Below are 20,365 nucleotides of genomic sequence, written 5' to 3' on the forward strand. Positions count from 1 at the left end.
GCGAGAAATTATCTGGTGATGATGAGCTAATCAATCCAGGTGATAGCGTTGAAATGATTGCAGGTAAAAACTTAACTGTTAAGCAAGAAGCGAATGGTAAAGTAACTTACGCGACTAAAGATGATGTACAATTCAACTCAGTAACTTCAAATAAAGTTATTGTAGGTGATGCGACTGATCCAGCGAAAAGCTCTACATTAACATCAGGTGATAACGGCTTAGATATGGGTGGAGATAAGATTACTAACGTTGCAGATGGTGATATTAGCCCAGTAAGCACAGATGTAATTAACGGTAAACAGTTAAACAACTACACCAAAGTAAACGGTAACAACATTGGTACTGATCAAGACGGTTCTATCAATATCGTAAATGGTAACGGTACAACAGTTACTAGCGATAAAGCCGGCGAAATCAAGGTTAATGTGAACAATACTGACTTAACTGTGGCTGAAGAGGGTACGATTAACGTTCAAGATCCGAATGGTACAGGTGCTCACTACGTTAATGCAAATACTGTTGCTAAAGCAGTAAACGAAGTAAGCTGGAGTGTGAACTCTGAAACTGATAAAGCAACTGCAAATGCAGCAACCCAAAACACTTATAAACCGGTGGATAACAAGGTTAAAGCAGGTAGCCAAGTTAAAGTTAATGCAGGACGTAACGTTGAAATCAGCGGTTCTGGTAGAAACATTAACGTTGCAGTATCAGATAATCCAGAGTTTAATAGCGTGAAAGTTGGTGGCACTAAACTTAGCTCGAAAGTAGCTGAAGATGGTGTAAATGAGTTGAACATTGGTGGTAACAACAATGCTCCAACCCGTATTACCAATGTAGCTGCAGGTGTGAAAAATACTGATGCAGTAAACGTAAGCCAATTAAAAGGTGCGGTAAACAATCTTGATAATAAGATCAACCGTAACAACCGTGATTTACGTGCCGGTATTGCAGGTGCGAACGCAGCAGCAGGTTTACCACAAGTTTACATTCCGGGTAAATCAATGGTTGCAGCGGCGGCTGGTACCTTTAAAGGTGAAAATGCTCTTGCAGTCGGTTACTCTCGCTCAAGCGATAACGGTAAAGTTATCTTGAAATTACAAGGTAATGCAAATACTCGTGGAGATTTAGGTGGCTCTGTAGGTGTTGGTTACCAGTGGTAATTAATCTATAATGTGTTCAAATCCCCTTCTTCGGAAGGGGATTTTTATTTGTAATGTGATAGGTTACAAGCGGTTAAATTCTTCTAAAATTTTGCTATTATGTCAGCATTGCAAAAAAATTTACAAATTCAACCGCTTGTAATAAGGGGGAATGTATGAGAAAAGAAGAAATTCAAAAAATGCAAGATCGCTATAATGAATGGGTGGAGTTATTGCCTGAATTGGAAAAAGGTATTGAGCAGTGGAAGAAATCCATTGAGCTTTTAGATCCATTAAGCCAATTTTATTCTGATCCAAAATGGCGTGAGTTGCACGATAATTTTGATGAAGAGCTTGATACAAAAGGCAATTATAGTGTGTTATCGGAAGATGCGTTGTGGAATGCGTTATCGGATCAACACCGATTAGCATTAGAATGGTTAAAATTATCCACCGCACATATTACAAAAGAGTAAAATAGACGCAAAGGCGTCTATTTTTAGCTTTGAGAGGTTTGTTTGTTGGCGTAATAAGAAGAACCACGAATGAGCATTCTAAGTTGCATAATCACTCGTTGTTTAAGTTTTTCTCGCTCTTGGTTGTTCATATCAAGGGCGTGAGAGCCAGCGGTAAAGACTAAAGTAACCAGCCCTTCTGCCTGAATATAGGCGAGATCTCGGTCGCTGTGGTTGTCTTTTCCCATAATGTAATCGGCAAGCTCTGCTACAAAATGCTGAATTTCTCGTGAGGCGGCAGTTCTAAAAGCTTGTGATGTGCCTGAACTTTCTCGCAGTAGCAATCGGAATACGTTAGGTCTGTCGGAAATCAGTTCAAAGAAAGTTTCAACCGATACAATGACTACACTGCCACCGTTGGCAATGCGTTTCCGAGCCTGTCTCATTAATTGACGAAGCAATAAGCCGGATTCATCAACCATTGCCAAGCCAAGCTCATCCATATCTTTAAAATGGCGATAAAATGAGGTTGGAGCAACTCCAGCCTCACGGGCAGCTTCTCGCAAGCTTAGGTTGGAGAAGCTTTTTTCCGGACTTAATTGGTTAAAGGCAGCTTCAAGTAACGCTCTACGCGTTTTTTCTTTTTGAATGGCACGTACGCTCACCACATTTGCCATTTTAAACCTCAGTTTTAACAATTTGTGTAATTGCTTGAGCTAACCGCTCATAGCGTACACGGAGTGGCGAACCCGGTCGGTAAACCATACCGACTGCACGGAACGGCTTCGGAGCATCAAACGAAATATAGCGAATGCCTTCCATTGGTTTTGCTGCCAGCTTAGGAATGAGAGCCATACCTACATTTGCCGCTACCATATTGCGTAGGGTTTCTAAATTAGTTGCTTTGAAATGCGGATTTTCTTTTGCACCAATAGATAAGCAGTAATCTAATGTGTGAGTGCGTAAGCAATGACCACCATCAAGGAAAAGTAGCTCTTTATTTTTTAATAAGCTGATATCTAATTTATCCAATTTAGCCCATTCGTGATTTTCCGGTACAACGAGATACATTTCTTCATTAAAAATCGGTACTTCAATGAAAGGCTCACTCTCTTTTACAAATGAAATGATTCCACAATCAAGCTGGCCTGCCTCAAGTTGATCCAATAGCTGATTGGTTTGCAGCTCATAAAGATAAAGGTCTAAATCGGCAAAATCTTTTTTCAATGCAGGAATAATAATTGGAGAAAGGTAAGGTCCAAGCGTTGGAATTACCCCAATATGGAGCGGACCGGACATCTCTTTCCCTTGATTGCTTGCCATTTCTTTTAGAATTTTAACTTCTCGCAATACGACTTTGGCTTGCTCTACGAGGGTTAAGCCCGCTTGCGTGAAAAGCACTTTGCGGCTGGTTCGTTCAAGTAGAATTGTGCCTAGCTCATCTTCTAATTTACGGATCTGTCCACTCAAAGTCGGCTGGCTGACATTACAAGATTCCGCAGCACGGCGAAAATGTTTATAGTCTGCAAGGGCAATTAGGTATTCTAAATCTCGAATGTTCAATTTATTTCTCCAATTTGATATTTTCCTATTAATCCGATAGGTAAATTATGCCATATTTGCACGCATAATGCTTCGTATTTTACAACATAACTTTTTACTTGATAGGATTTAACGATAAATTTTTAAGATTTAATTCGGTTAAATAAATTAATAAAGAGGAAAAAATTTTTTCAATAAAAGAAAATGGGGCTTACCGCCCCATTGAGATGAGATTTATTTTAATAAATAAGCACGCAATGTGGCAAAATCTGCTGGCATTTCATCAGATAACAACGGTAATTTGTTGTGTTTATCTAATGCTTCCGGAAGTGGCAATTCAATCTCTAAAATACGCTCAACCGATTCTTTAAATTTTGCCGGGTGGGCGGTACATAAGAAAATGCCTGTTTCGCCTGCTTGTAGTTGGTCTTTTAAACTTTGGTATGCAATTGCACCGTGTGGTTCGCATAAATAGCCTTCTGCATATTGAGCTTTTAATGCGGCTTCGGTTTCTTCATCATTTAATGCCGCAGAGCCTAAGTCTGACAAGCTCCAACCGTTGCGTTTAAATAATTCTTCAACACGAGACCAGTTATTCGGGCGGCTTACGTCCATTGCATTTGACAGGGTTGCGACCGTTGCATTTGGCTCCCATTTGCCTGATTTTAAATAGCGTGGAACGGTGTCGTTTACATTGGTTGAAGCAACAAAACGTTTAATTGGTAAGCCCATTGATTTTGCAATTAAGCCGGCGGTTAAGTTACCGAAGTTACCACTTGGTACTGAAACTACTACATTATCACGTTTCTCTTTTGGCAGTTGTGCCACTGCTTCAAAGTAGTAGCAGACTTGAGCCAGTAAGCGGCTGATATTGATGGAGTTCGCCGAGTTCAAACCGATGGCTTGGCGAAGTTCTGCATCGTCAAAGGCTTGTTTAACTAAGGCTTGGCAAGCATCAAAGTCTGATTCAATCGCCACAGTACGAATGTTTCCGCCTAAGGTGCAGAATAATTTTTCTTGTAACGGACTGATTTTACCTTTCGGATACAAAATCACCACATTGATATTTTCTAAACCATAGAAAGCGTGAGCCACTGCTGCACCTGTATCGCCGGAAGTCGCGGTTAAAATTGTGATTTTGCCATCGCCACGCACATTTGCTAATGCCTGAGCCATAAAGCGACCGCCGAAATCTTTGAATGCTAAGGTCGGACCGTGGAACAGTTCTAACGCATAAATATCATCATTGACTTTGGCAAGCGGTGCAGGGAAAGTGAACGCATTTTTTACCATTGTATTTAAGGTTTCTTGCGGTAATTCTTCGCCGATTAATGCAGAAAGAATTCTTTGGCTACGTTCAACTAAAGGTAAATCTAATAATTCATCAATATTATCTAATTTAGGTAAGACTTCGGGGAAAAATAATCCTTGATTTTTGCCTAAGCCCTGACGTACCGCTTGGGCAAAATTCACTTGTTCTTCAGGGTGTTTGATGTTGTATAAATTCATTTAGGGAGATCCTTTATTTTAAAATAGATATTTTTAATTGATTTTAGCCATAAGCAATGATTAGTCAATGCAAAAGCGAAAAATAAGCGGTATGATTTAGCAAAAATTTTGCAAAGGAGATAAAAATGAAAACCATCGTTCGAACAATCGCAAAACAAAAACAAATTGCGTTGGTTGCTCACGACAGCTGTAAGAATGACTTAATCCGCTGGACACAAACCCATAAATCGCAACTTGCTTCCCATAAACTCTACGCCACAGGTACAACAGGACATTTGCTTGCGAGAGAAACCGAGCTTGAAATAACAGCATTAATGAGTGGACCAATGGGTGGTGATCAACAATTAGGTGGGCTGATTGCAGAAAAGAAAATTGATATGCTGATTTTCTTTTGGGATCCGATGAATGCTGCTCCGCACGATCCTGATGTGAAAGCCCTTATGCGAATTGCAACGGTGTGGAATATTCCTGTTGCTATTAATGAAACGTCAGCTAATTTCTTGTTAAATGCAGATTTATTTAATCAAGAGGTTGAAGCGATTGTGCCGGATTACGATGGCTATTTGGCGGAGCGTTTAGGGTAACATTTGGTATTAATTACAAGCGGTCATTTTTACTCGCTACGCTCGCTCCTTCGGAGCCGTTGGCAAAGCCAACATTCAAACGCAAGCGTTTGTTAGTAAAAATTTACAAATAAAAAGATGAATAAGTATTTAAAAAAACTGCAAAACAGTTGGCTCTCGGAAAGTGTGATTAAAACCTTGCCGATGTTTATTTCGCTCAATATTGCCGCAGTAAGCATTTGGCAGCTTGGTATTTCGCATTTTGCGATGCCGCTGATGTTAGGCATTATCGCAGGTGGTTTGGTTGATTTAGATAATAGTCTTATCGGACGAGCAAAAAATCTAATCATCAGCCTAGTGGCATTTTCACTTTCCTCCATTGGGGCAAGCGTCTCTTTATATTTAGGCTGGTTGTTCGTGCCGGTCCTGATGGTTTGTACTTTTCTTCTAGTAATGCTCGGAGCAGTTGGACAACGTTACAGCACTATTGCTTTCGGTACGTTGATTGTGGCTATCTATAACAGCTTAACTTATACCCCCGAAGTACTGTGGTATAACAATGTCGTGATGATTCTACTCGGCACATTGTTATATGGATTGGTCGGGATTTTAGTATATTTAGTTTTCCCGAATCGAACGGTACAGGAGAATTTAGCTTCTGCTTACCTTGCCTTAAGCCACTATTTGCTGGCAAAATCCGCCTATTTTGACCCTGATGATGACGATTTAAACGCAAAACAACTGGCACTTGCCAAAGCGAACAGTGAAGTAATGGTAGCATTTGATAAAACGCGAGTATCATTATTTTATCGTTTAAGACGACAGCACAAACAGCAACGTACGCAACGAATGTTACGCTACTATTTTACGGCTCAAGATATTTTAGAACGGGCGAGTTCCAGTCATTATCAGTATCACGAACTGTTCCAACAATTAAGTAATAGCGATTTAATGTTTCGCTTCCAGCGAGTAATGGAACTTCAAGCGGTTGCGTGTCAAAAAATTGCAGTGGCATTACGTCATCGAGAAAGATATGAACACAGTGAGCGTGGTGGGAAAGCATTGCAAGGGTTACTCAACTCGTTGGTTTATCATCAAGAAAGAGGGTTAAAAAGCACTTACCGATGGGAATCGGTTGCTGAGAATTTAGCCAATATTGAATGCCAATTAGCTCAAATCGAACAAGGGGCAAGCCGTTCAGAGCATATTGAGCCACTTAGTAAAAATTTCACAAAATCTAACCGCTTGATAGCCGAAAATATTACGGGTTTTGGCAATATTATCCAAGCAATTAAAGGGCATTTAACCTTTGAATCACAACTATTTCGCCACGCCGTTCGCCTTTCGATTGTGGTACTTTTATGTAGTGCAATAGTGCCACTTTTAGGTTTTGATAACAAAGGTTATTGGATTTTATTGACGGCGGTTTTTGTCTGTCAGCCCAATTATACCGCAACGAAAACCCGCTTAATTCACCGTGTGATTGGCACGATTTTCGGCGTAATCGTTGGTGGAATGTTTGAATTGTTTAATGTAACGCTTAGTCTTGAAGCTCAACTTGGTATTATTGTACTGACCGGTTCGCTCTATACCTTTTTCCGTTTGGTACATTACGGCTTTTCGACTTTTTACATTACCGTATTAGTGATGATAAGCCTTGATATTGCAGGCGTAAGTATAGAAAGTAGCACATTAATGCGAATTTTCGATACGCTACTTGGCACAGCTATTGCGTGGTTAGCCGTAACATTTTTATGGCCGGACTGGAAATATCTCAATTTGCAAAGTAATTTACATAATAGCCTAAAAGCCAGCGGAAATTATTTACGGCACATTATTGCTCAACTCCAATTTGGTTATAACGAGCAACTACCTTATCGCATAGCCCGCCGTGATGTACACAACCATTTATCTGCACTCAGCAATACGATTACTAGTATGTATAGTGAGCCGCAGAAATACGCAAATGATTTAGCCTTTGCTCCGAAATTGTTAGGTATCGGCTATACCTTGCTTGGCTATATTTCAACCTTAGGAGCTTACCGCATTGCCAGCCGTGAAATTAATCGACAAGTCGATTTTTCCGCAATATTTTTTTCACACGGACGAGAAGTCGCGAATATTATCGATAAAATTGCAGATGACAGTCGTTCATTTGCAAAATTATCGGAAAAATTGACCGCTATTGACCAAGATCTCGCTCAATTTGAGCAAGAACATCAGCAAAAACAAGACGAATTAGCCTTGATTTTGATTCAGCAATTGCGGCTAATAACCCAATTATTGCCGCAGTTGCAGAGTTTGTTGAAAATGGAAAAATTAAGTGGAGTGGAAAAAGTAGATTGAGGAAATTCCCTCTCCCGCAAGGAGAGGGGAGTATAATAAAATAGATTAATTGTGCTTTATTTTCTCATTATCATAATGAATCTTCCACAACATTCTGGCATCTAAATTGGCGGAAGCAAACATTGTTAAAAAAACTGCTGCACCAAAATAGAATGCCGCTTCGCCTACCGAGAAGCTAAGAATTTGTCCGCGTTCGAGTAGCGACATCATTAGTGAAAGTACAAATAAATCAAGCATCGACCAACGTCCAACAAAGTGAACGTAGTGCAGTAATTTCATCTGTATGTGAATAGGGTGTTTCCATTTGTAGTGAATAGCAAGTAACAGGTAAAAAATAATCGTAATTTTGCTTACAGGTACGGCAATGCTTGCAATAAATACAATAGCTGCAACAGTGTAGCTACCCATTTCTATAAACAAGAGCACCCCAGACATCAATGAATCTGCGGAAACTTTTCCCGCCATTTCAGTAATTGAAATGGGGAAAATATTGGCGGGGATCATCATTATCGTTCCGGCAATTAAACACGCCCAGACACGCTGAATTTTAATATTATCGGCAATCGATAAATTGCTCTCGCAACGAGGGCAGCGTTGTCTTCCTTTCAAATCTAAAATCGTTTCATCAAAACAGTATTCACAAGTCGGGCAGAGCGTTGGGTGGCTCGCGTGATCGAAAGGTAGCGAGTGATATTCAGGGTAAAATCGCTCCCACGCCTGTTTGGGCTCTGTTTTGATAAAAAGTAATGTGTTTAGTACCACCACGAGCACAAATGCAATTAAATTAATATCAAATTCTAAATTGGCATAGTCTCGAATTTTAAATGCTGCAACGGCGAGAGCAACCAGATAAACATCAAGCATTACCCACTCTTTAATTTTAGTGAGGAATATTAGTGTATAACGTGGGCGTTGGTGGATCATCCGCTGGATATGAATAGTTAAAATCAGCAAAACAAAGGAGACAGGCATAATGACTGCACACACGAGAACCATAAATGCGGTGTAAGGGTAGCCTGTGGTTGCCATTTTCCAAATACCGTCCCATACGGTGGCATTAATTTTTATGCCGAGTAAATCAATGCTGAGTAGTGGAAAGCCAAGTGCGAAGGGGAGCAAAATTAAAATGGCTAATGCTAAAAATGCACTACGGCGTAAGCTCCAAGTATTGCCTTTTCGTATGACATTATTGCAAACAGGGCAGAGGAAGTCCCCTTTTTCGCTCAAAGGAACCCGTACATTTTGCCCACATTCAAGGCAAGTTTGTAGAATGATACTTTTTATCTTCATTTGTTTATCTTCTATTAATTTAAGTGGTTATTTTCTACTTTATAACAGAGATTGCAAGCGGTTAAGTTTTCAAAAAGATTTTCAAACGACAGTTAGTTGCATATTTTGCAATATTAAATATTGATATTTTCAATTTACGCAACAATGCTTCTGTGTATAATCACATTAAATATCATTCATTGACTCACTATAAGGATCAAACAATGTCTAACTATTTCAACACATTAAATTTACGTCAAAAATTAGACCAATTAGGTCGTTGCCGCTTTATGGATCGTAACGAATTTGCAGACGGCTGCAATTTCTTAAAAGGCAAAAAAGTGGTGATCGTAGGCTGTGGTGCTCAAGGTTTAAACCAAGGTTTAAATATGCGTGATTCAGGTTTAGATATCGCTTACGCATTACGTGCAGAAGCGATTGCGGAAAAACGTGCTTCATTCAAACGTGCATCAGAAAACGGTTTCGTAGTAGGCACTTACGAGCAATTAATCCCTGAAGCGGATTTAGTGATCAATTTAACCCCGGACAAACAACACTCTAAAGTGGTTGCGGATGTAATGCCGTTAATGAAACACGGTGCAGCATTCGGTTACTCACACGGTTTCAACATCGTGGAAGAAGGCGAGCAAATTCGTCCGGATATCACTGTTGTGATGACTGCACCAAAATGTCCGGGTACAGAAGTGCGTGAAGAGTACAAACGTGGTTTCGGCGTGCCAACCTTAATCGCAGTTCACCCTGAAAACGACCCGAAAGGCGAAGGTTTAGCGATTGCTAAAGCGTGGGCAAGTGCAACCGGTGGCGACCGTGCCGGCGTGTTAGAATCTTCATTCGTGGCAGAAGTAAAATCTGACTTAATGGGTGAGCAAACTATTCTTTGCGGTATGTTACAAGCAGGCTCAATCGTGTGCTACGACAAATTAGTGGCAGAGGGTAAAGATCCGGCTTACGCAGGTAAATTGATCCAATTCGGTTGGGAAACTATCACCGAAGCGTTAAAACAAGGCGGTATCACCTTAATGATGGATCGTTTATCTAACAGTGCAAAATTACGTGCGTTCGAGCTTTCTGAGCAAATCAAAGAGAAATTAGCATTCTTATTTGAAAAACATATGGACGACATCATCAGCGGAGAGTTCTCATCAACAATGATGGCAGACTGGGCAAACGGTGATGCGAACCTATTCAAATGGCGTGAAGAAACCGGCAAAACCGCTTTCGAAAACGCACCACAAGCTGACGGTATCAAAATTTCTGAGCAAGAATATTTTGACAATGGTGTATTAATGGTGGCTATGGTGAAAGCTGGCGTGGAATTAGCGTTCGACACAATGGTTTCAGCAGGTATCTATGAAGAATCAGCGTACTACGAGTCTCTACACGAATTACCGTTAATTGCTAACACTATCGCTCGTAAACGTTTATACGAAATGAACGTGGTTATTTCAGACACGGCAGAATACGGCAACTACTTATTCTCTCACGTTGCGACACCAATTCTTGCGAAAGAAATTATCCCGAACTTAGAAAAAGGCGACTTAGGCGAACCAACCCCAGCGGTTGAAATCGACAACGTTTACTTACGTGATGTGAACGATGCTATCCGTAACCACCCAATCGAGCTAATCGGTCAAGAATTACGTGGTTATATGACAGATATGAAACGTATTTCATCACAAGGTTAATTTGATGATGTGTGTAGGGGCAAATTGCAATTTGCCCCTTGGCTAGATAGTTTGGTTATACAACAAAAGCCTGTAAGTATTCCTTACAGGCTTTTTGTTTGCAAAAAATTGACTGAATTTAACCGCTTGCGAGCTTTATTTTGTTAATAAATCCAACGCTTCTTGGTATTTTGCCACGGTTTTTTCAATCACATCGGTAGGTACTTTCGGTGCCGGAGCTTGTTTGTTCCAACCGCTGTTTTCCAACCAATCACGTACGAATTGTTTGTCGAAGGACGGTGGGTTTGTGCCTTCTTGGTAGGTATCAACTGACCAAAAACGGCTGGAATCCGGTGTTAATACTTCGTCCATTAAGGTTAGCGTGCCATTTTCATCTAAGCCGAATTCAAATTTGGTGTCGCAGATAATAATGCCTTTGGTGAGGGCATATTCTGCTGCCTCGGTGTAAAGTTTGAGAGCAGCATCACGCACTTTGGCGGCAAGTTCTACACCGATTTGGCGTTCGCATTCTTCGTAGCTGATGTTGATGTCGTGATCGCCCACTTCGGCTTTGCTTGATGGAGTGAAGATCGGCTCTGGCAATTTGCTCGCCTCCACTAAACCTTCCGCTAATTTTAAGCCGCAGATCGTGCCGGTTTGTTTGTAATCTTTTAAGCCTGAGCCGGTTAAATATCCACGCACGATGGATTCGATTTTCACCGGCGTTAAGCGTTTGCACACTACCGCACGGTATTGGATCGCTTCAGCTTCTTCTTTTGGCAACACATCAAATACGCTATCGCCTGTGAAGTGGTTTGGCATAATGTGTGCCAATTTGTTAAACCAGAAATTAGAAATTTGGGTCAGGATCTCACCTTTGCGTGGAATCGGATCATCTAAAATCACATCAAATGCCGATAAGCGGTCGGTTGCCACCATTAACATTCTTTTGTCATCAATTTCGTAAAGGTCCCGTACCTTGCCTGAATAGATTTTTTTTAAGCTGATTTGCATTTTAAAATTCCTATCTAGTTTGATTTGCAAAAAATTGGAAAAATTATACCGCTTTACGCAAACGTTTGCGATAAATTCTTCCCTTTCGTGAAAAATAAGCCGATTTTTGTAGAAAAAATGCTTGTGATTTATCAATTTTCAGAGTATCTTTTAAACCAATTCAATTTTTGGAAAACAGAACAATGACATTTATGCGTAACCATCACCATCATCATTTCCCTGAATAATCTTTCGGGCATTTGGTGTGTGCGGAAGATAAGAACTTCCGAGTACGCATAAACGCAAACTAAATTTAACCCTCTCGGAAGCCGTTTCGAGAGGGTTTTTCTTTATATTCAAAATTCAAAAACAAGAAGGAAACAACAATGACAACACAAAATCGTTTACGCATCGCAATGCAGAAAAAAGGGCGTTTAAGCCAAGAGTGTAGCGAATTACTCAAACAGTGCGGGGTAAAAATTATTTGGAATGACCAACGCTTGATTGCCTATTCGGAAAATATGCCGATTGAAATTTTGCGTGTGCGTGATGACGATATTCCGGGCTTAGTGTTTGATGGTGTGGTCGATCTCGGCATTATTGGCGAAAACGTGTTGGAGGAAGAAGAACTTGGGAGACTAACAGCAGGCGAGAAAGTGGAATATAAAAAACTCCGCCAGCTTGATTTTGGCGGCTGCCGTTTATCGTTAGCACTCGATCGTGATCGCAACTATAGCAGCGTTCAAGATTTAACCGATGCCGTAATTGCCACTTCCTACCCAAATTTGTTAAAACGTTATATGAAAGAGCAAGGCGTACCGTTTAAAAGCATTCTCTTGACCGGCTCGGTGGAAGTTGCCCCAAGTGCCGGCATCGCCACCGCAATTTGCGATTTGGTTTCTTCAGGTGCAACATTAGAAGCCAACGGTTTAAAAGAGGTGGAAGTGATTTACCGCTCAACCGCTTGTTTAATTCAGCGTAAAGAGCCACTTTCTGTCGAAAAACAGGCTTTAGTGGATAGATTACTTACCCGTATTCAAGGTGTGCAGCAAGCAAGCGAATCTAAATACATTATGTTACACGCCCCGAAAGACAAATTGGAACAAATCACGGCTTTATTACCGGGGGTAGAAAACCCAACAATTCTGCCTCTTGCCAATGATCAAACCCGAGTGGCAATGCACGTTGTAAGCCAAGAAAACTTGTTCTGGGAAACAATGGAACAACTTAAAGAGATGGGGGCAAGTTCTGTGCTTGTCTTGCCTATTGAGAAAATGTTGGCGTAGGATTTTATGTTACTTTCTTTGCTTGTGCAAAGAAAGTAACCAAAAAAACAATATGAGTAACCTAGTACGGCTTTACTGTACTAGGCAAAATAAGGATTAAATATGCAAACCCTAATTTGGAATAATCTCAGCGAGTGTGAGCAAGAACAAAATCTTGCCCGTCCGGCACAGGTGATTGGCGATAGTATCAAAACAGCCGTTGAGGAAATTAAGCAAAATGTATTAGAAAATGGCGATAAAGCCTTATTCGAGCTAAGCGAAAAATTTGATAAAGTCAAACTAGATAGCCTTATTGTATCGAAAGAGAAAATTCAGCAAGCAGAAAGCCGTATTTCGCCTGAGCTTAAAAAAGCGATTCAAAATGCAAAGGCAAATATTGAGGCGTTTCACAAGGCACAGCAAAATCAAGAAGTGGATATTGAAACCCAAGCCGGTGTGCGTTGCCAAGTGATTACTCGTCCGATCAATCGAGTGGGGCTTTATATTCCGGGCGGCTCGGCACCACTTTTTTCAACGGTTTTAATGCTTGCCATTCCGGCAAAAATTGCAGGCTGTAAGAAAATCGTGCTTTGTTCGCCTCCACCGATTGCTGATGAAATTCTTTATACCGCAAACCTTTGTGGGGTGGAAACCATTTATGCAGTAGGTGGGGCTCAAGCCATTATTGCAATGGCAAATGGCACGGAAACGGTACAGAAAGTGGATAAAATTTTCGGACCGGGTAATAGTTTTGTAACAGAAGCTAAACGTCAAGTGGTTCAAGAAGGAACGGCAATTGATATGCCGGCAGGACCAAGTGAAGTGTTGGTGATTGCCGATGAGTTCGCTGATCCGGCTTTTGTGGCGAGCGACTTGCTTTCCCAAGCAGAACACGGTGCAGATTCACAAGTGATTTTAGTAACCCCGAGTGAAAAATTGGCTAAAGCGGTGGATGAGGAATTAGAAAAACAAGTTGCCGTTTTACCTCGTGGCGAAACGGCTCGCAAGGCGTTGGCTCATAGCCGTACGTTTATTGCTGAAAACCTGCAACAAGCGGTCGAAATTAGCAATAAATATGCACCTGAGCATTTAATTGTGCAAACAGAAAATGCCCGCTCACTTTTGGCGGATTTAGATAATGCCGGCTCGATTTTCTTGGGGGCTTACTCGCCGGAATCTATGGGCGATTATGCCAGCGGAACTAACCACGTGCTGCCGACTTATGGTTACACCAAAACCTATTCAAGCTTAGGCTTAGCGGATTTCAGCAAGCGAATGACGGTACAAGAGCTGACCCCTGAAGGCTTTTTAGCCTTAGCGGAAACTGTAGAACAAATGGCTAGTGCCGAGTTATTGCAAGCACACAAAAATGCAGTGAGCTTGCGTGTGGCTAAATTAAAAGGTTAAGATCAAAATAAGCGAACTTTTGGTTCGCTTATTTTTTATCGAGTTGATGCAATCTTTGCAGGATCTTGTTTGGAATATCGTTTTCAATTTGCTGAACTGCATAATCAATCGCATAGCTAAAGGCATTAGCATTTGCTCCGCCGTGGCTTTTGACAATCACTTTTGATAAACCGAGCAAGGTTGCTCCATTATGGCGATCAGGATTGATTTCTTGCAATTTGCGGTAGTAGCGATAGAAAATCAATTTAAGCAAGTAGCGTTTGGTGTTGCGGCAAATGTTAGAATCGGCTTTCTCTTTTTTAAATAGCGAAATAATATTCTTTGCTGCACCTTCCAATGCTTTTAGAGCGATATTGCCTGTGTAGCCATCACAAATAATTACATCGGTTAAGTAGCTGGTTAATTTATCACTTTCAATGAAACCGATGTAGTTTAAATCTTGCCTGTTTTTTAGTTGCTGATGAACAGCTTGAATTTGTGCAGTACCTTTGTTTTCTTCTGTGCCGATATTTAACAAAGAAATGCGAGGGTAAACTAACCCTAGCATTACTTGTGCAAATAAATTGCCCATTTCTGCAAATTGTTGTAGTTGGCAATCGCTTACTTCAATATTTGCCCCTAAATCTAGCATTACTGTTGATTTCCCATTCATTGTAGGAATGAGTGAGGTAAGAGCAGGACGTTCAATATTGGGTAACGGTTCAATCAGTAGCTTTGCTAATCCCATTAATGCCCCTGTATTTCCACCACTTACGCAACCTTGAGCCTTTCCTTCTTTAACAGCTTCAAGTGCTAAACGCATAGAGCTATTTTTACTTTGGCGGATTGCTTTAGAAAAGGGGATATCTGCATCAATAACTTGTTCGGTATGATGAAGTTGGATTTTAGGAGAATTTAGTAGAGAGTATTTTTCTAATAACGAGGTAATTTGGCTTTCATTGCCAAATAATAAAAATGAGAGATTTGAATGTTGTGATAAGGCTTTTGCCAGAGCAGGAATAGTAACACGGGGACCGAAGTCCCCGCCCATCACATCTACTGCAAGAGTGATATCACCCAAGATATACCTCGAAAGGAATTACTTGTTGATTACTTTACGACCACGATAGTAACCGTCTGCAGTTACGTGGTGGCGTAAGTGAGTTTCACCAGTTGTTTTATCTACTGAAACTGCTGCAGTTGTTAATGCATCGTGTGAACGACGCATATCACGACGTGAACGAGATTTCTTATTTTGTTGAACAGCCACGGGCTTTCTCCTAGATCTAGTTTTTCTTTAAATTAGCTAATACTGCGAACGGATTTGGTTTGCTTGCCAGTTCTTCAGGCAATTCACCAAACACACGTTCACTCACGGACACTTCACAGTGTTCTTCACTATGCATCGGGACTAGAGGTAATTCAAGAATAAATTCATCTTCAATCATATCTAGTAAATTTACTTCACCGAACTCGTTTACTTCGATAGGTTCATAAATTTCGGGCAAGATGTCCGCCTGATCCATGTTAGACACCGGACTGAAACAAAATGAACAGTCTAGCGTGTGTGTAAACGGGTTATCACATCGTTGGCAATCAAACTCCACCTCAATTTTAGCTGTGCCTTTAATCACAGTTAAACGTTGCGGATCGACATATAACGAAAGTGTAACTTGTGCATCACTTAGCACATTACATACAGATTCACCCAAGCGTTTTAGAAGTTCACCTGAAATGTAGCCTTCATAATCCACTCGACGCTGAGCATCTTTATATGGGTCAATCGTAAGGGGTAGTTTTACCTTTTGCATAGGGTGTGCATATTACAGATAGAAAGCAAATTAGTCAAAGGAAAATTATTTTTTGATGCAGAATATTAGCTGAAATTGAGAGGATTTTTTGACTTAACATAAAAAGCTATGGTATTTAGGGATAATTTTTCATCTAGCTATCGCAAAAACTAGCTAAAAAGGCGACTTTTGATTAAAATTCTGAAAGTTATTATTATTTGACGAGATTCGAGAAAATATGTTACTTCCTATTTTAGCTATTGTAGCTTATGCCTTAACGTTGCTTTGGGTGGCTCCCACCTTAGTGAATTTGGAAAGTGCAACAGAAAATAAAAAGCCGAATATAACTCTTGTTTTTGGGTTTGGTTTATTAGCTATTCTTTTGCATTGTGCCGTGTTATACAACCAATTATGGTTAATAGAAGGGCAGAATTTTACGGTAACGAATGTGATCTCTTTAATGAGTTTCATTATGGCGATTTGTGTAACCTTTGCGTTGCTTAAATGGAAAACGGCTTGGTTTCCTCTTCTTGTTGTATATGCCTTTGCGATTTGTAGTGTGGCGGTAGCCAGTTTTGTGCAGGGGAGTTTTATCCGCAATATAGAAGAAAACGCAGGGTTTATTTTCCACTTAGGTATTGCTCTGTTCTCTTATGCATTATTTTTCCTCGCCTTAATTTATGCGTTCCAGTTAAAATGGTTAGATCACAAACTCAAAAGCAAAAAAATGTTCTTTTGCTCAATTCTTCCGCCCTTAATGTCGGTTGAACGCCATTTCTTTACCTTAACGCTTGCAGCACAGGCAATGCTTACGCTCACACTATTTTCGGGCGTGGTTTATCTACATAACTTTTTTGAGCCGGAGCATATTCATAAAGCGATTTTCTCATTTTTGGCTTGGATTGTTTATAACGTTCAAATATTAGGTCAGTGGAAATTACATTGGCGAGGAAAACGGGTGCTTATTTATTCGATTTCGGGTATGATGTTGCTCACAATCGGATATTTTGGTAGCCGTTTGATCGTCCATTAATCGCTACAAGCGGTTAAAAAAGCCCGATTTTTTGCAAATCGGGCTTTTTAGGCGAAGTGAGTGATAACAATCATCGAATTGTGATCACTTTATGATTAATTTATATAGGAATTCAATTTTGGACAGTATTCCCCTGAGTAGTTTATTTATTACCTTAGCTATTCTTTTAGTACTCTCTGCTTTTTTCTCGGGTTCGGAAACGGGCTTGATGTCTTTAAACCGTTATAAAATGCGTCATCTTGCTGAGCAAGGACATAAAGGGGCAAAATTAGCGGAAAAACTCTTAGCACGAACGGATGTTTTGCTCAGTCTTATCTTAATCTGTAATAACCTTGTAAACATTGCTGCTTCTGCAATTGCTACAATGATCGGTATGCAACTTTCCGGCGAAAAGGGTGTTGCGATTGCTACCGGTTTACTTACATTTGTAATGTTGGTTTTCTCTGAAATTCTGCCTAAAACTATTGCTGCGACTTACCCGGAAAAAGTTGGCTTTATTGTTAGTTTTGTATTAACACCCCTTAAGAAATTACTAAGCCCGATCGTCTTTTTAATGAATCTGATTATTGCAGGTTTGTTGAAATTACTGCGTATTCAGCAGAAAGATAAACAAGATCTTAGCCCAGAAGAACTGCGTAGTGTAGTGCTTGAGTCGGGTAAGTTTATTCCGGCAGAGCACCGTGAAATGCTTGTTTCTATTTTAGATATGGAAAAAGTTACAGTTGATGACATTATGGTGCCTCGTAATGATATCAGCGGCATTGATATTGATGATGACTGGAAAGCAATTATGCGTCAGCTCAATCACGCCCCTCACGCTCGCGTACTGATTTATAAAGGTGATATGGATAATAATATTCTCGGTATTTTGCGTGTGCGTGAAGCATTTCGTTTAATGTTGGAAAAAAACGAATTTACCAAAGAGATGTTAGTGCGTGCGGTTGATGAAGTTTATTTTATTCCAGAAGGCACACCATTAACTACGCAATTAATGAACTTTAAAGCCAATAAAGAGAGAATAGGCTTAGTGGTTGATGAATATGGTGATATTAAAGGCTTAGTAACCCTTGAAGATATTTTAGAGGAAATTGTCGGCGAGTTTACCACTTCATCAGCCCCGACGCTTGAGCAAGAAGTTCAACAACAGTCAGATGGAACAGTGATTATTGAGGGGTCGGCAAATTTAAGGGATTTGAATAAACTATTTGCGTGGGATTTACCTATTGATGAAGCTCGAACATTTAATGGTTTGCTACTAGAACATTTAGAGAAAATTCCTGATGAAGGAATGGAATTTGAGTTATATAACTTAAAAGTTACTATTCTTGAGGTGGCGGACAATATGGTTAAACAAGCTAAAGTCGAGCATTTAGTAATAGAACAACCTTCGGTATAAGAATAATTTACCCAATGTTTAAGCTAATAACACATCATTGTATAAATGATGTGTTATTTTTTTGTTAAAAATTTAGCTAAAGAATTATGCTAAGCAAAGAAAGGTTTTTAATGCTTTTATCTGTAAAATTCTGCTTTTTAGAACATTTAACTTTTTTTGTTTTATTTTTCGATATTTAATTTTGTATTTTAGTATTTTTAAGTCCATTTTTATTTTATTTTTCTACTTTACTTTTATTTGGTATTTCGGCATATTTCGTTTTCAAAATGTGAATAATCACATTTCATACAATTTAAAGTCATTTTTTATATAAACTGTTACAAGTTTGAGGTATTTACTGTGTCTATTCAATCATCAACAGCTCCACAAAGAGAAACCTTTGCCGGTCGTGGGGCATTTATTATGGCAGCTATTGGCTCGGCTGTCGGCTTAGGAAACATCTGGCGTTTCCCTTATACGACTTATGAAAACGGCGGTGGAGCATTTATTCTGCCATATATCATTGCATTATTGACCGCAGGTTTACCGTTGCTATTCTTAGATTATGCTATCGGGCATAAATATCGTGGTGGTGCACCGCTTTCTTTCCGCCGTTTCAGCCCTAAATTTGAAACTTTCGGCTGGTGGCAGGTATTAATCAACGTAATTATCGGTATCTATTACGCCGTTGTATTAGGCTGGGCAGCAAGTTATACCTATTTCTCGCTTAACAGTGCTTGGGGTGATAAACCTGTTGATTTCTTTGTTGGCGAGTTCTTAAAAATGGGCGACATCACGCAAGGTGTTAGCTTTGAATTTGTAGGGGCAGTAACCGGTCCATTAATTGCAGTTTGGCTAGTAGCTATTGCTGTATTAGCTTTAGGGATCAAAAAAGGAATTTCAGCGGCTTCTAATATCCTAATGCCATTATTGGTTGTGATGTTCTTAATCTTGGTAGGCTATTCTTTAACTCTGCCGGGAGCCACAAAAGGCTTAGATGCGTTGTTTACACCAAACTGGGAAAAACTAACTGACCCAAGTGTGTGGATTGCCGCTTACGGTCAAATCTTCTTCTCACTCTCAATCTGCTTTGGGATTATGATTACTTATGCTTCATACCTCAAGCCAAAAACAGATTTAACCGGTTCAGGTTTAGTGGTTGGCTTTGCCAACAGTGGCTTTGAATTATTAGCCGGTATCGGCGTATTTGCAGCACTTGGTTTTATGGCAACTGCGGCAGGTCAAGAGGTTAATGAAGTAGCGAAAGGCGGTATCGGCTTAGCGTTCTTTGCCTTCCCAACTATCATTAACCAAGCCCCGATGGGAGCATTAGTAGGCGTATTATTCTTCGGATCATTAACCTTCGCAGCATTAACCTCATTTATTTCTGTTGTTGAAGTTATCGTATCAGCAGTGCAAGATAAATTGAATGCAGGACGTGTAAAAGCGACTGTACTGGTGGGTATTCCAATGATGGTTGTGTCAGTAATGTTGTTCGGTACAACCACAGGCTTACCAATGCTTGACGTAATGGATAAATTCGTGAACCAATTCGGCATTGTGGCAGTAGCGTTCGTATCATTAGTTGTGATTGTAACCAGTGAAAAACTCAGTACGTTAGAAAGACATATTAACGAAGTTTCTTCATTTAAAGTTGGCTTTATCTGGCGTTTATGTATCGTAATTACCGCAGGTGTGCTTGCATTTATGTTATTCAGTGAGATTGCGAAAGTATATCGTGAGGGCTATGAAGGCTACCCAAGCTGGTTTGTAAACACCTTCGGTTGGGGTATGGCAATTGGCTTAGCGGTTGTGGCTTACCTACTTTCAAAACTCGTGTGGAAAAATGAACCAAAAGGAGAACTATAATGAGTACCGCAGCAATTATTACAATGGTGGTTGCAATGACGATCATTTGGGGAGGCTTAATTTTCGCAATTAAAAGCCTACCGAAAGAAGAGCAATAATTTGCAAAGATAATTAAAAAAATGACCGCTTACAAGCGGTCATTTTTT

The 20,365-nt window shown here is 40.1% G+C and carries 19 protein-coding genes and 1 other annotated feature; of the genes, 11 read left to right on the top strand and 8 right to left on the bottom strand.

The window, feature by feature from the left end; translation table 11 throughout:
• Both V6W77_RS00005 and V6W77_RS00010 read left to right on the top strand, forming a co-directional pair.
• Positions 1-1,160, top strand: a 1,160-nt coding sequence (locus V6W77_RS00005) for a YadA family autotransporter adhesin (RefSeq protein WP_334253416.1), incomplete at its 5' end; no start/stop codon positions are given.
• 155 nt (positions 1,161-1,315) lie between these two features.
• Positions 1,316-1,615, top strand: coding sequence for a DUF4298 domain-containing protein (locus V6W77_RS00010; RefSeq protein WP_334253417.1), 300 nt, complete (start codon positions 1,316-1,318; stop codon positions 1,613-1,615).
• A gap of 23 nt (positions 1,616-1,638) precedes the next feature.
• On the opposite strand, the gene fabR is transcribed toward V6W77_RS00010, so the two are convergent.
• The 3 genes from fabR to thrC form a co-directional block, all read right to left on the bottom strand.
• Positions 1,639-2,271 carry an HTH-type transcriptional repressor FabR gene (fabR, locus tag V6W77_RS00015; protein ID WP_334253418.1) on the bottom strand — a complete coding sequence of 211 codons (633 nt, stop codon included), beginning with the start codon at positions 2,269-2,271 and terminating at the stop codon, positions 1,639-1,641.
• A 1-nt stretch (position 2,272) separates the two neighbouring features.
• Positions 2,273-3,157, bottom strand: coding sequence for a DNA-binding transcriptional regulator OxyR (gene oxyR / locus V6W77_RS00020; protein WP_334253419.1), 885 nt, complete (start codon positions 3,155-3,157; stop codon positions 2,273-2,275).
• A 213-nt stretch (positions 3,158-3,370) separates the two neighbouring features.
• A complete protein-coding gene (gene thrC, locus V6W77_RS00025) occupies positions 3,371-4,645 on the bottom strand; it encodes a threonine synthase (RefSeq protein ID WP_334253420.1) in 1,275 nt (424 codons plus the stop codon).
• A 125-nt stretch (positions 4,646-4,770) separates the two neighbouring features.
• Between thrC and V6W77_RS00030 the strand changes: the two genes are divergently transcribed.
• Both V6W77_RS00030 and yccS read left to right on the top strand, forming a co-directional pair.
• On the top strand, positions 4,771-5,229 hold the full coding sequence (locus V6W77_RS00030; protein ID WP_334253421.1) for a methylglyoxal synthase: 459 nt from the start codon (positions 4,771-4,773) through the stop codon (positions 5,227-5,229).
• A 117-nt stretch (positions 5,230-5,346) separates the two neighbouring features.
• Entirely contained in the window at positions 5,347-7,554 is a 2,208-nt protein-coding gene (gene yccS, locus V6W77_RS00035) for a YccS family putative transporter (RefSeq protein ID WP_334253422.1), read from the top strand.
• A 45-nt stretch (positions 7,555-7,599) separates the two neighbouring features.
• Here yccS and V6W77_RS00040 read toward each other — a convergent pair whose 3' ends face one another.
• Positions 7,600-8,844: a paraquat-inducible protein A gene (locus tag V6W77_RS00040; RefSeq protein WP_334253423.1), complete on the bottom strand. Its 1,245-nt coding sequence runs from the start codon at positions 8,842-8,844 to the stop codon at positions 7,600-7,602.
• Between the two features lie 203 nt (positions 8,845-9,047).
• Here V6W77_RS00040 and ilvC point away from each other — a divergent pair, with 203 nt between their 5' ends.
• Complete coding sequence (gene ilvC, locus V6W77_RS00045) at positions 9,048-10,529, top strand: ketol-acid reductoisomerase (protein WP_334253424.1); 1,482 nt, start codon at positions 9,048-9,050, stop codon at positions 10,527-10,529.
• 135 nt (positions 10,530-10,664) lie between these two features.
• Here the strand turns inward: ilvC and V6W77_RS00050 are convergent, their stop codons facing one another.
• Positions 10,665-11,522 (bottom strand): phosphoribosylaminoimidazolesuccinocarboxamide synthase, encoded by an 858-nt coding sequence (locus tag V6W77_RS00050; protein ID WP_283386449.1) that lies wholly within the window; start codon positions 11,520-11,522, stop codon positions 10,665-10,667.
• 202 nt (positions 11,523-11,724) lie between these two features.
• Positions 11,725-11,853: a sequence feature (His leader region), on the top strand.
• Between the two features lie 34 nt (positions 11,854-11,887).
• On the opposite strand from V6W77_RS00050, the gene hisG reads away from it, so the two are divergent.
• Entirely contained in the window at positions 11,888-12,787 is a 900-nt protein-coding gene (gene hisG / locus V6W77_RS00055; protein WP_334253425.1) for an ATP phosphoribosyltransferase, read from the top strand.
• Positions 12,788-12,889: 102 nt separating this feature from the next.
• On the top strand, positions 12,890-14,173 hold the full coding sequence (gene hisD / locus V6W77_RS00060) for a histidinol dehydrogenase (RefSeq protein WP_334253426.1): 1,284 nt from the start codon (positions 12,890-12,892) through the stop codon (positions 14,171-14,173).
• A 28-nt stretch (positions 14,174-14,201) separates the two neighbouring features.
• Here the strand turns inward: hisD and plsX are convergent, their stop codons facing one another.
• Genes plsX through yceD form a run of 3 tightly spaced genes read right to left on the bottom strand, consistent with a single transcriptional unit; the run spans position 14,202 to position 15,963 of the window.
• Positions 14,202-15,233: a phosphate acyltransferase PlsX gene (gene plsX / locus V6W77_RS00065; RefSeq protein ID WP_334232335.1), complete on the bottom strand. Its 1,032-nt coding sequence runs from the start codon at positions 15,231-15,233 to the stop codon at positions 14,202-14,204.
• A gap of 18 nt (positions 15,234-15,251) precedes the next feature.
• Positions 15,252-15,422, bottom strand: coding sequence for a 50S ribosomal protein L32 (gene rpmF / locus V6W77_RS00070; RefSeq protein WP_005598552.1), 171 nt, complete (start codon positions 15,420-15,422; stop codon positions 15,252-15,254).
• Positions 15,423-15,438: 16 nt separating this feature from the next.
• Positions 15,439-15,963, bottom strand: a complete 525-nt coding sequence (gene yceD / locus V6W77_RS00075) for a 23S rRNA accumulation protein YceD (RefSeq protein WP_025235234.1) — start codon at positions 15,961-15,963, stop codon at positions 15,439-15,441.
• 217 nt (positions 15,964-16,180) lie between these two features.
• Here yceD and V6W77_RS00080 point away from each other — a divergent pair, with 217 nt between their 5' ends.
• From V6W77_RS00080 to V6W77_RS00095, 4 genes are all read left to right on the top strand, one after another.
• Positions 16,181-16,975: a cytochrome C assembly family protein gene (locus V6W77_RS00080; RefSeq protein WP_283386445.1), complete on the top strand. Its 795-nt coding sequence runs from the start codon at positions 16,181-16,183 to the stop codon at positions 16,973-16,975.
• A 118-nt stretch (positions 16,976-17,093) separates the two neighbouring features.
• A complete protein-coding gene (locus V6W77_RS00085) occupies positions 17,094-18,371 on the top strand; it encodes an HlyC/CorC family transporter (protein WP_025235236.1) in 1,278 nt (425 codons plus the stop codon).
• 339 nt (positions 18,372-18,710) lie between these two features.
• Positions 18,711-20,219, top strand: coding sequence for a sodium-dependent transporter (locus V6W77_RS00090; RefSeq protein WP_334253427.1), 1,509 nt, complete (start codon positions 18,711-18,713; stop codon positions 20,217-20,219).
• Positions 20,219-20,317: a methionine/alanine import family NSS transporter small subunit gene (locus tag V6W77_RS00095; protein ID WP_176672064.1), complete on the top strand. Its 99-nt coding sequence runs from the start codon at positions 20,219-20,221 to the stop codon at positions 20,315-20,317. Before V6W77_RS00090 ends, V6W77_RS00095 begins: the two co-directional genes overlap by 1 nt.
• The last annotated feature ends 48 nt before the right edge of the window (positions 20,318-20,365 follow it).

The organism is Mannheimia indoligenes, assembly GCF_036880405.1.
Lineage (GTDB): Bacteria > Pseudomonadota > Gammaproteobacteria > Enterobacterales > Pasteurellaceae > Mannheimia > Mannheimia indoligenes.

Bases quoted from the DNA above. Each gene is read 5' to 3' on its own strand.
- V6W77_RS00010 (WP_334253417.1), top strand. From the start codon at position 1,316: ATGAGAAAAGAAGAAATTCAAAAAATGCAAGATCGCTATAATGAATGG.
- fabR (WP_334253418.1), bottom strand. From the start codon at position 2,271: ATGGCAAATGTGGTGAGCGTACGTGCCATTCAAAAAGAAAAAACGCGT.
- thrC (WP_334253420.1), bottom strand. From the start codon at position 4,645: ATGAATTTATACAACATCAAACACCCTGAAGAACAAGTGAATTTTGCC.
- V6W77_RS00030 (WP_334253421.1), top strand. From the start codon at position 4,771: ATGAAAACCATCGTTCGAACAATCGCAAAACAAAAACAAATTGCGTTG.
- yccS (WP_334253422.1), top strand. From the start codon at position 5,347: ATGAATAAGTATTTAAAAAAACTGCAAAACAGTTGGCTCTCGGAAAGT.
- V6W77_RS00040 (WP_334253423.1), bottom strand. From the start codon at position 8,844: ATGAAGATAAAAAGTATCATTCTACAAACTTGCCTTGAATGTGGGCAA.
- ilvC (WP_334253424.1), top strand. From the start codon at position 9,048: ATGTCTAACTATTTCAACACATTAAATTTACGTCAAAAATTAGACCAA.
- V6W77_RS00050 (WP_283386449.1), bottom strand. From the start codon at position 11,522: ATGCAAATCAGCTTAAAAAAAATCTATTCAGGCAAGGTACGGGACCTT.
- hisG (WP_334253425.1), top strand. From the start codon at position 11,888: ATGACAACACAAAATCGTTTACGCATCGCAATGCAGAAAAAAGGGCGT.
- hisD (WP_334253426.1), top strand. From the start codon at position 12,890: ATGCAAACCCTAATTTGGAATAATCTCAGCGAGTGTGAGCAAGAACAA.
- yceD (WP_025235234.1), bottom strand. From the start codon at position 15,963: ATGCAAAAGGTAAAACTACCCCTTACGATTGACCCATATAAAGATGCT.
- V6W77_RS00080 (WP_283386445.1), top strand. From the start codon at position 16,181: ATGTTACTTCCTATTTTAGCTATTGTAGCTTATGCCTTAACGTTGCTT.
- V6W77_RS00095 (WP_176672064.1), top strand. From the start codon at position 20,219: ATGAGTACCGCAGCAATTATTACAATGGTGGTTGCAATGACGATCATT.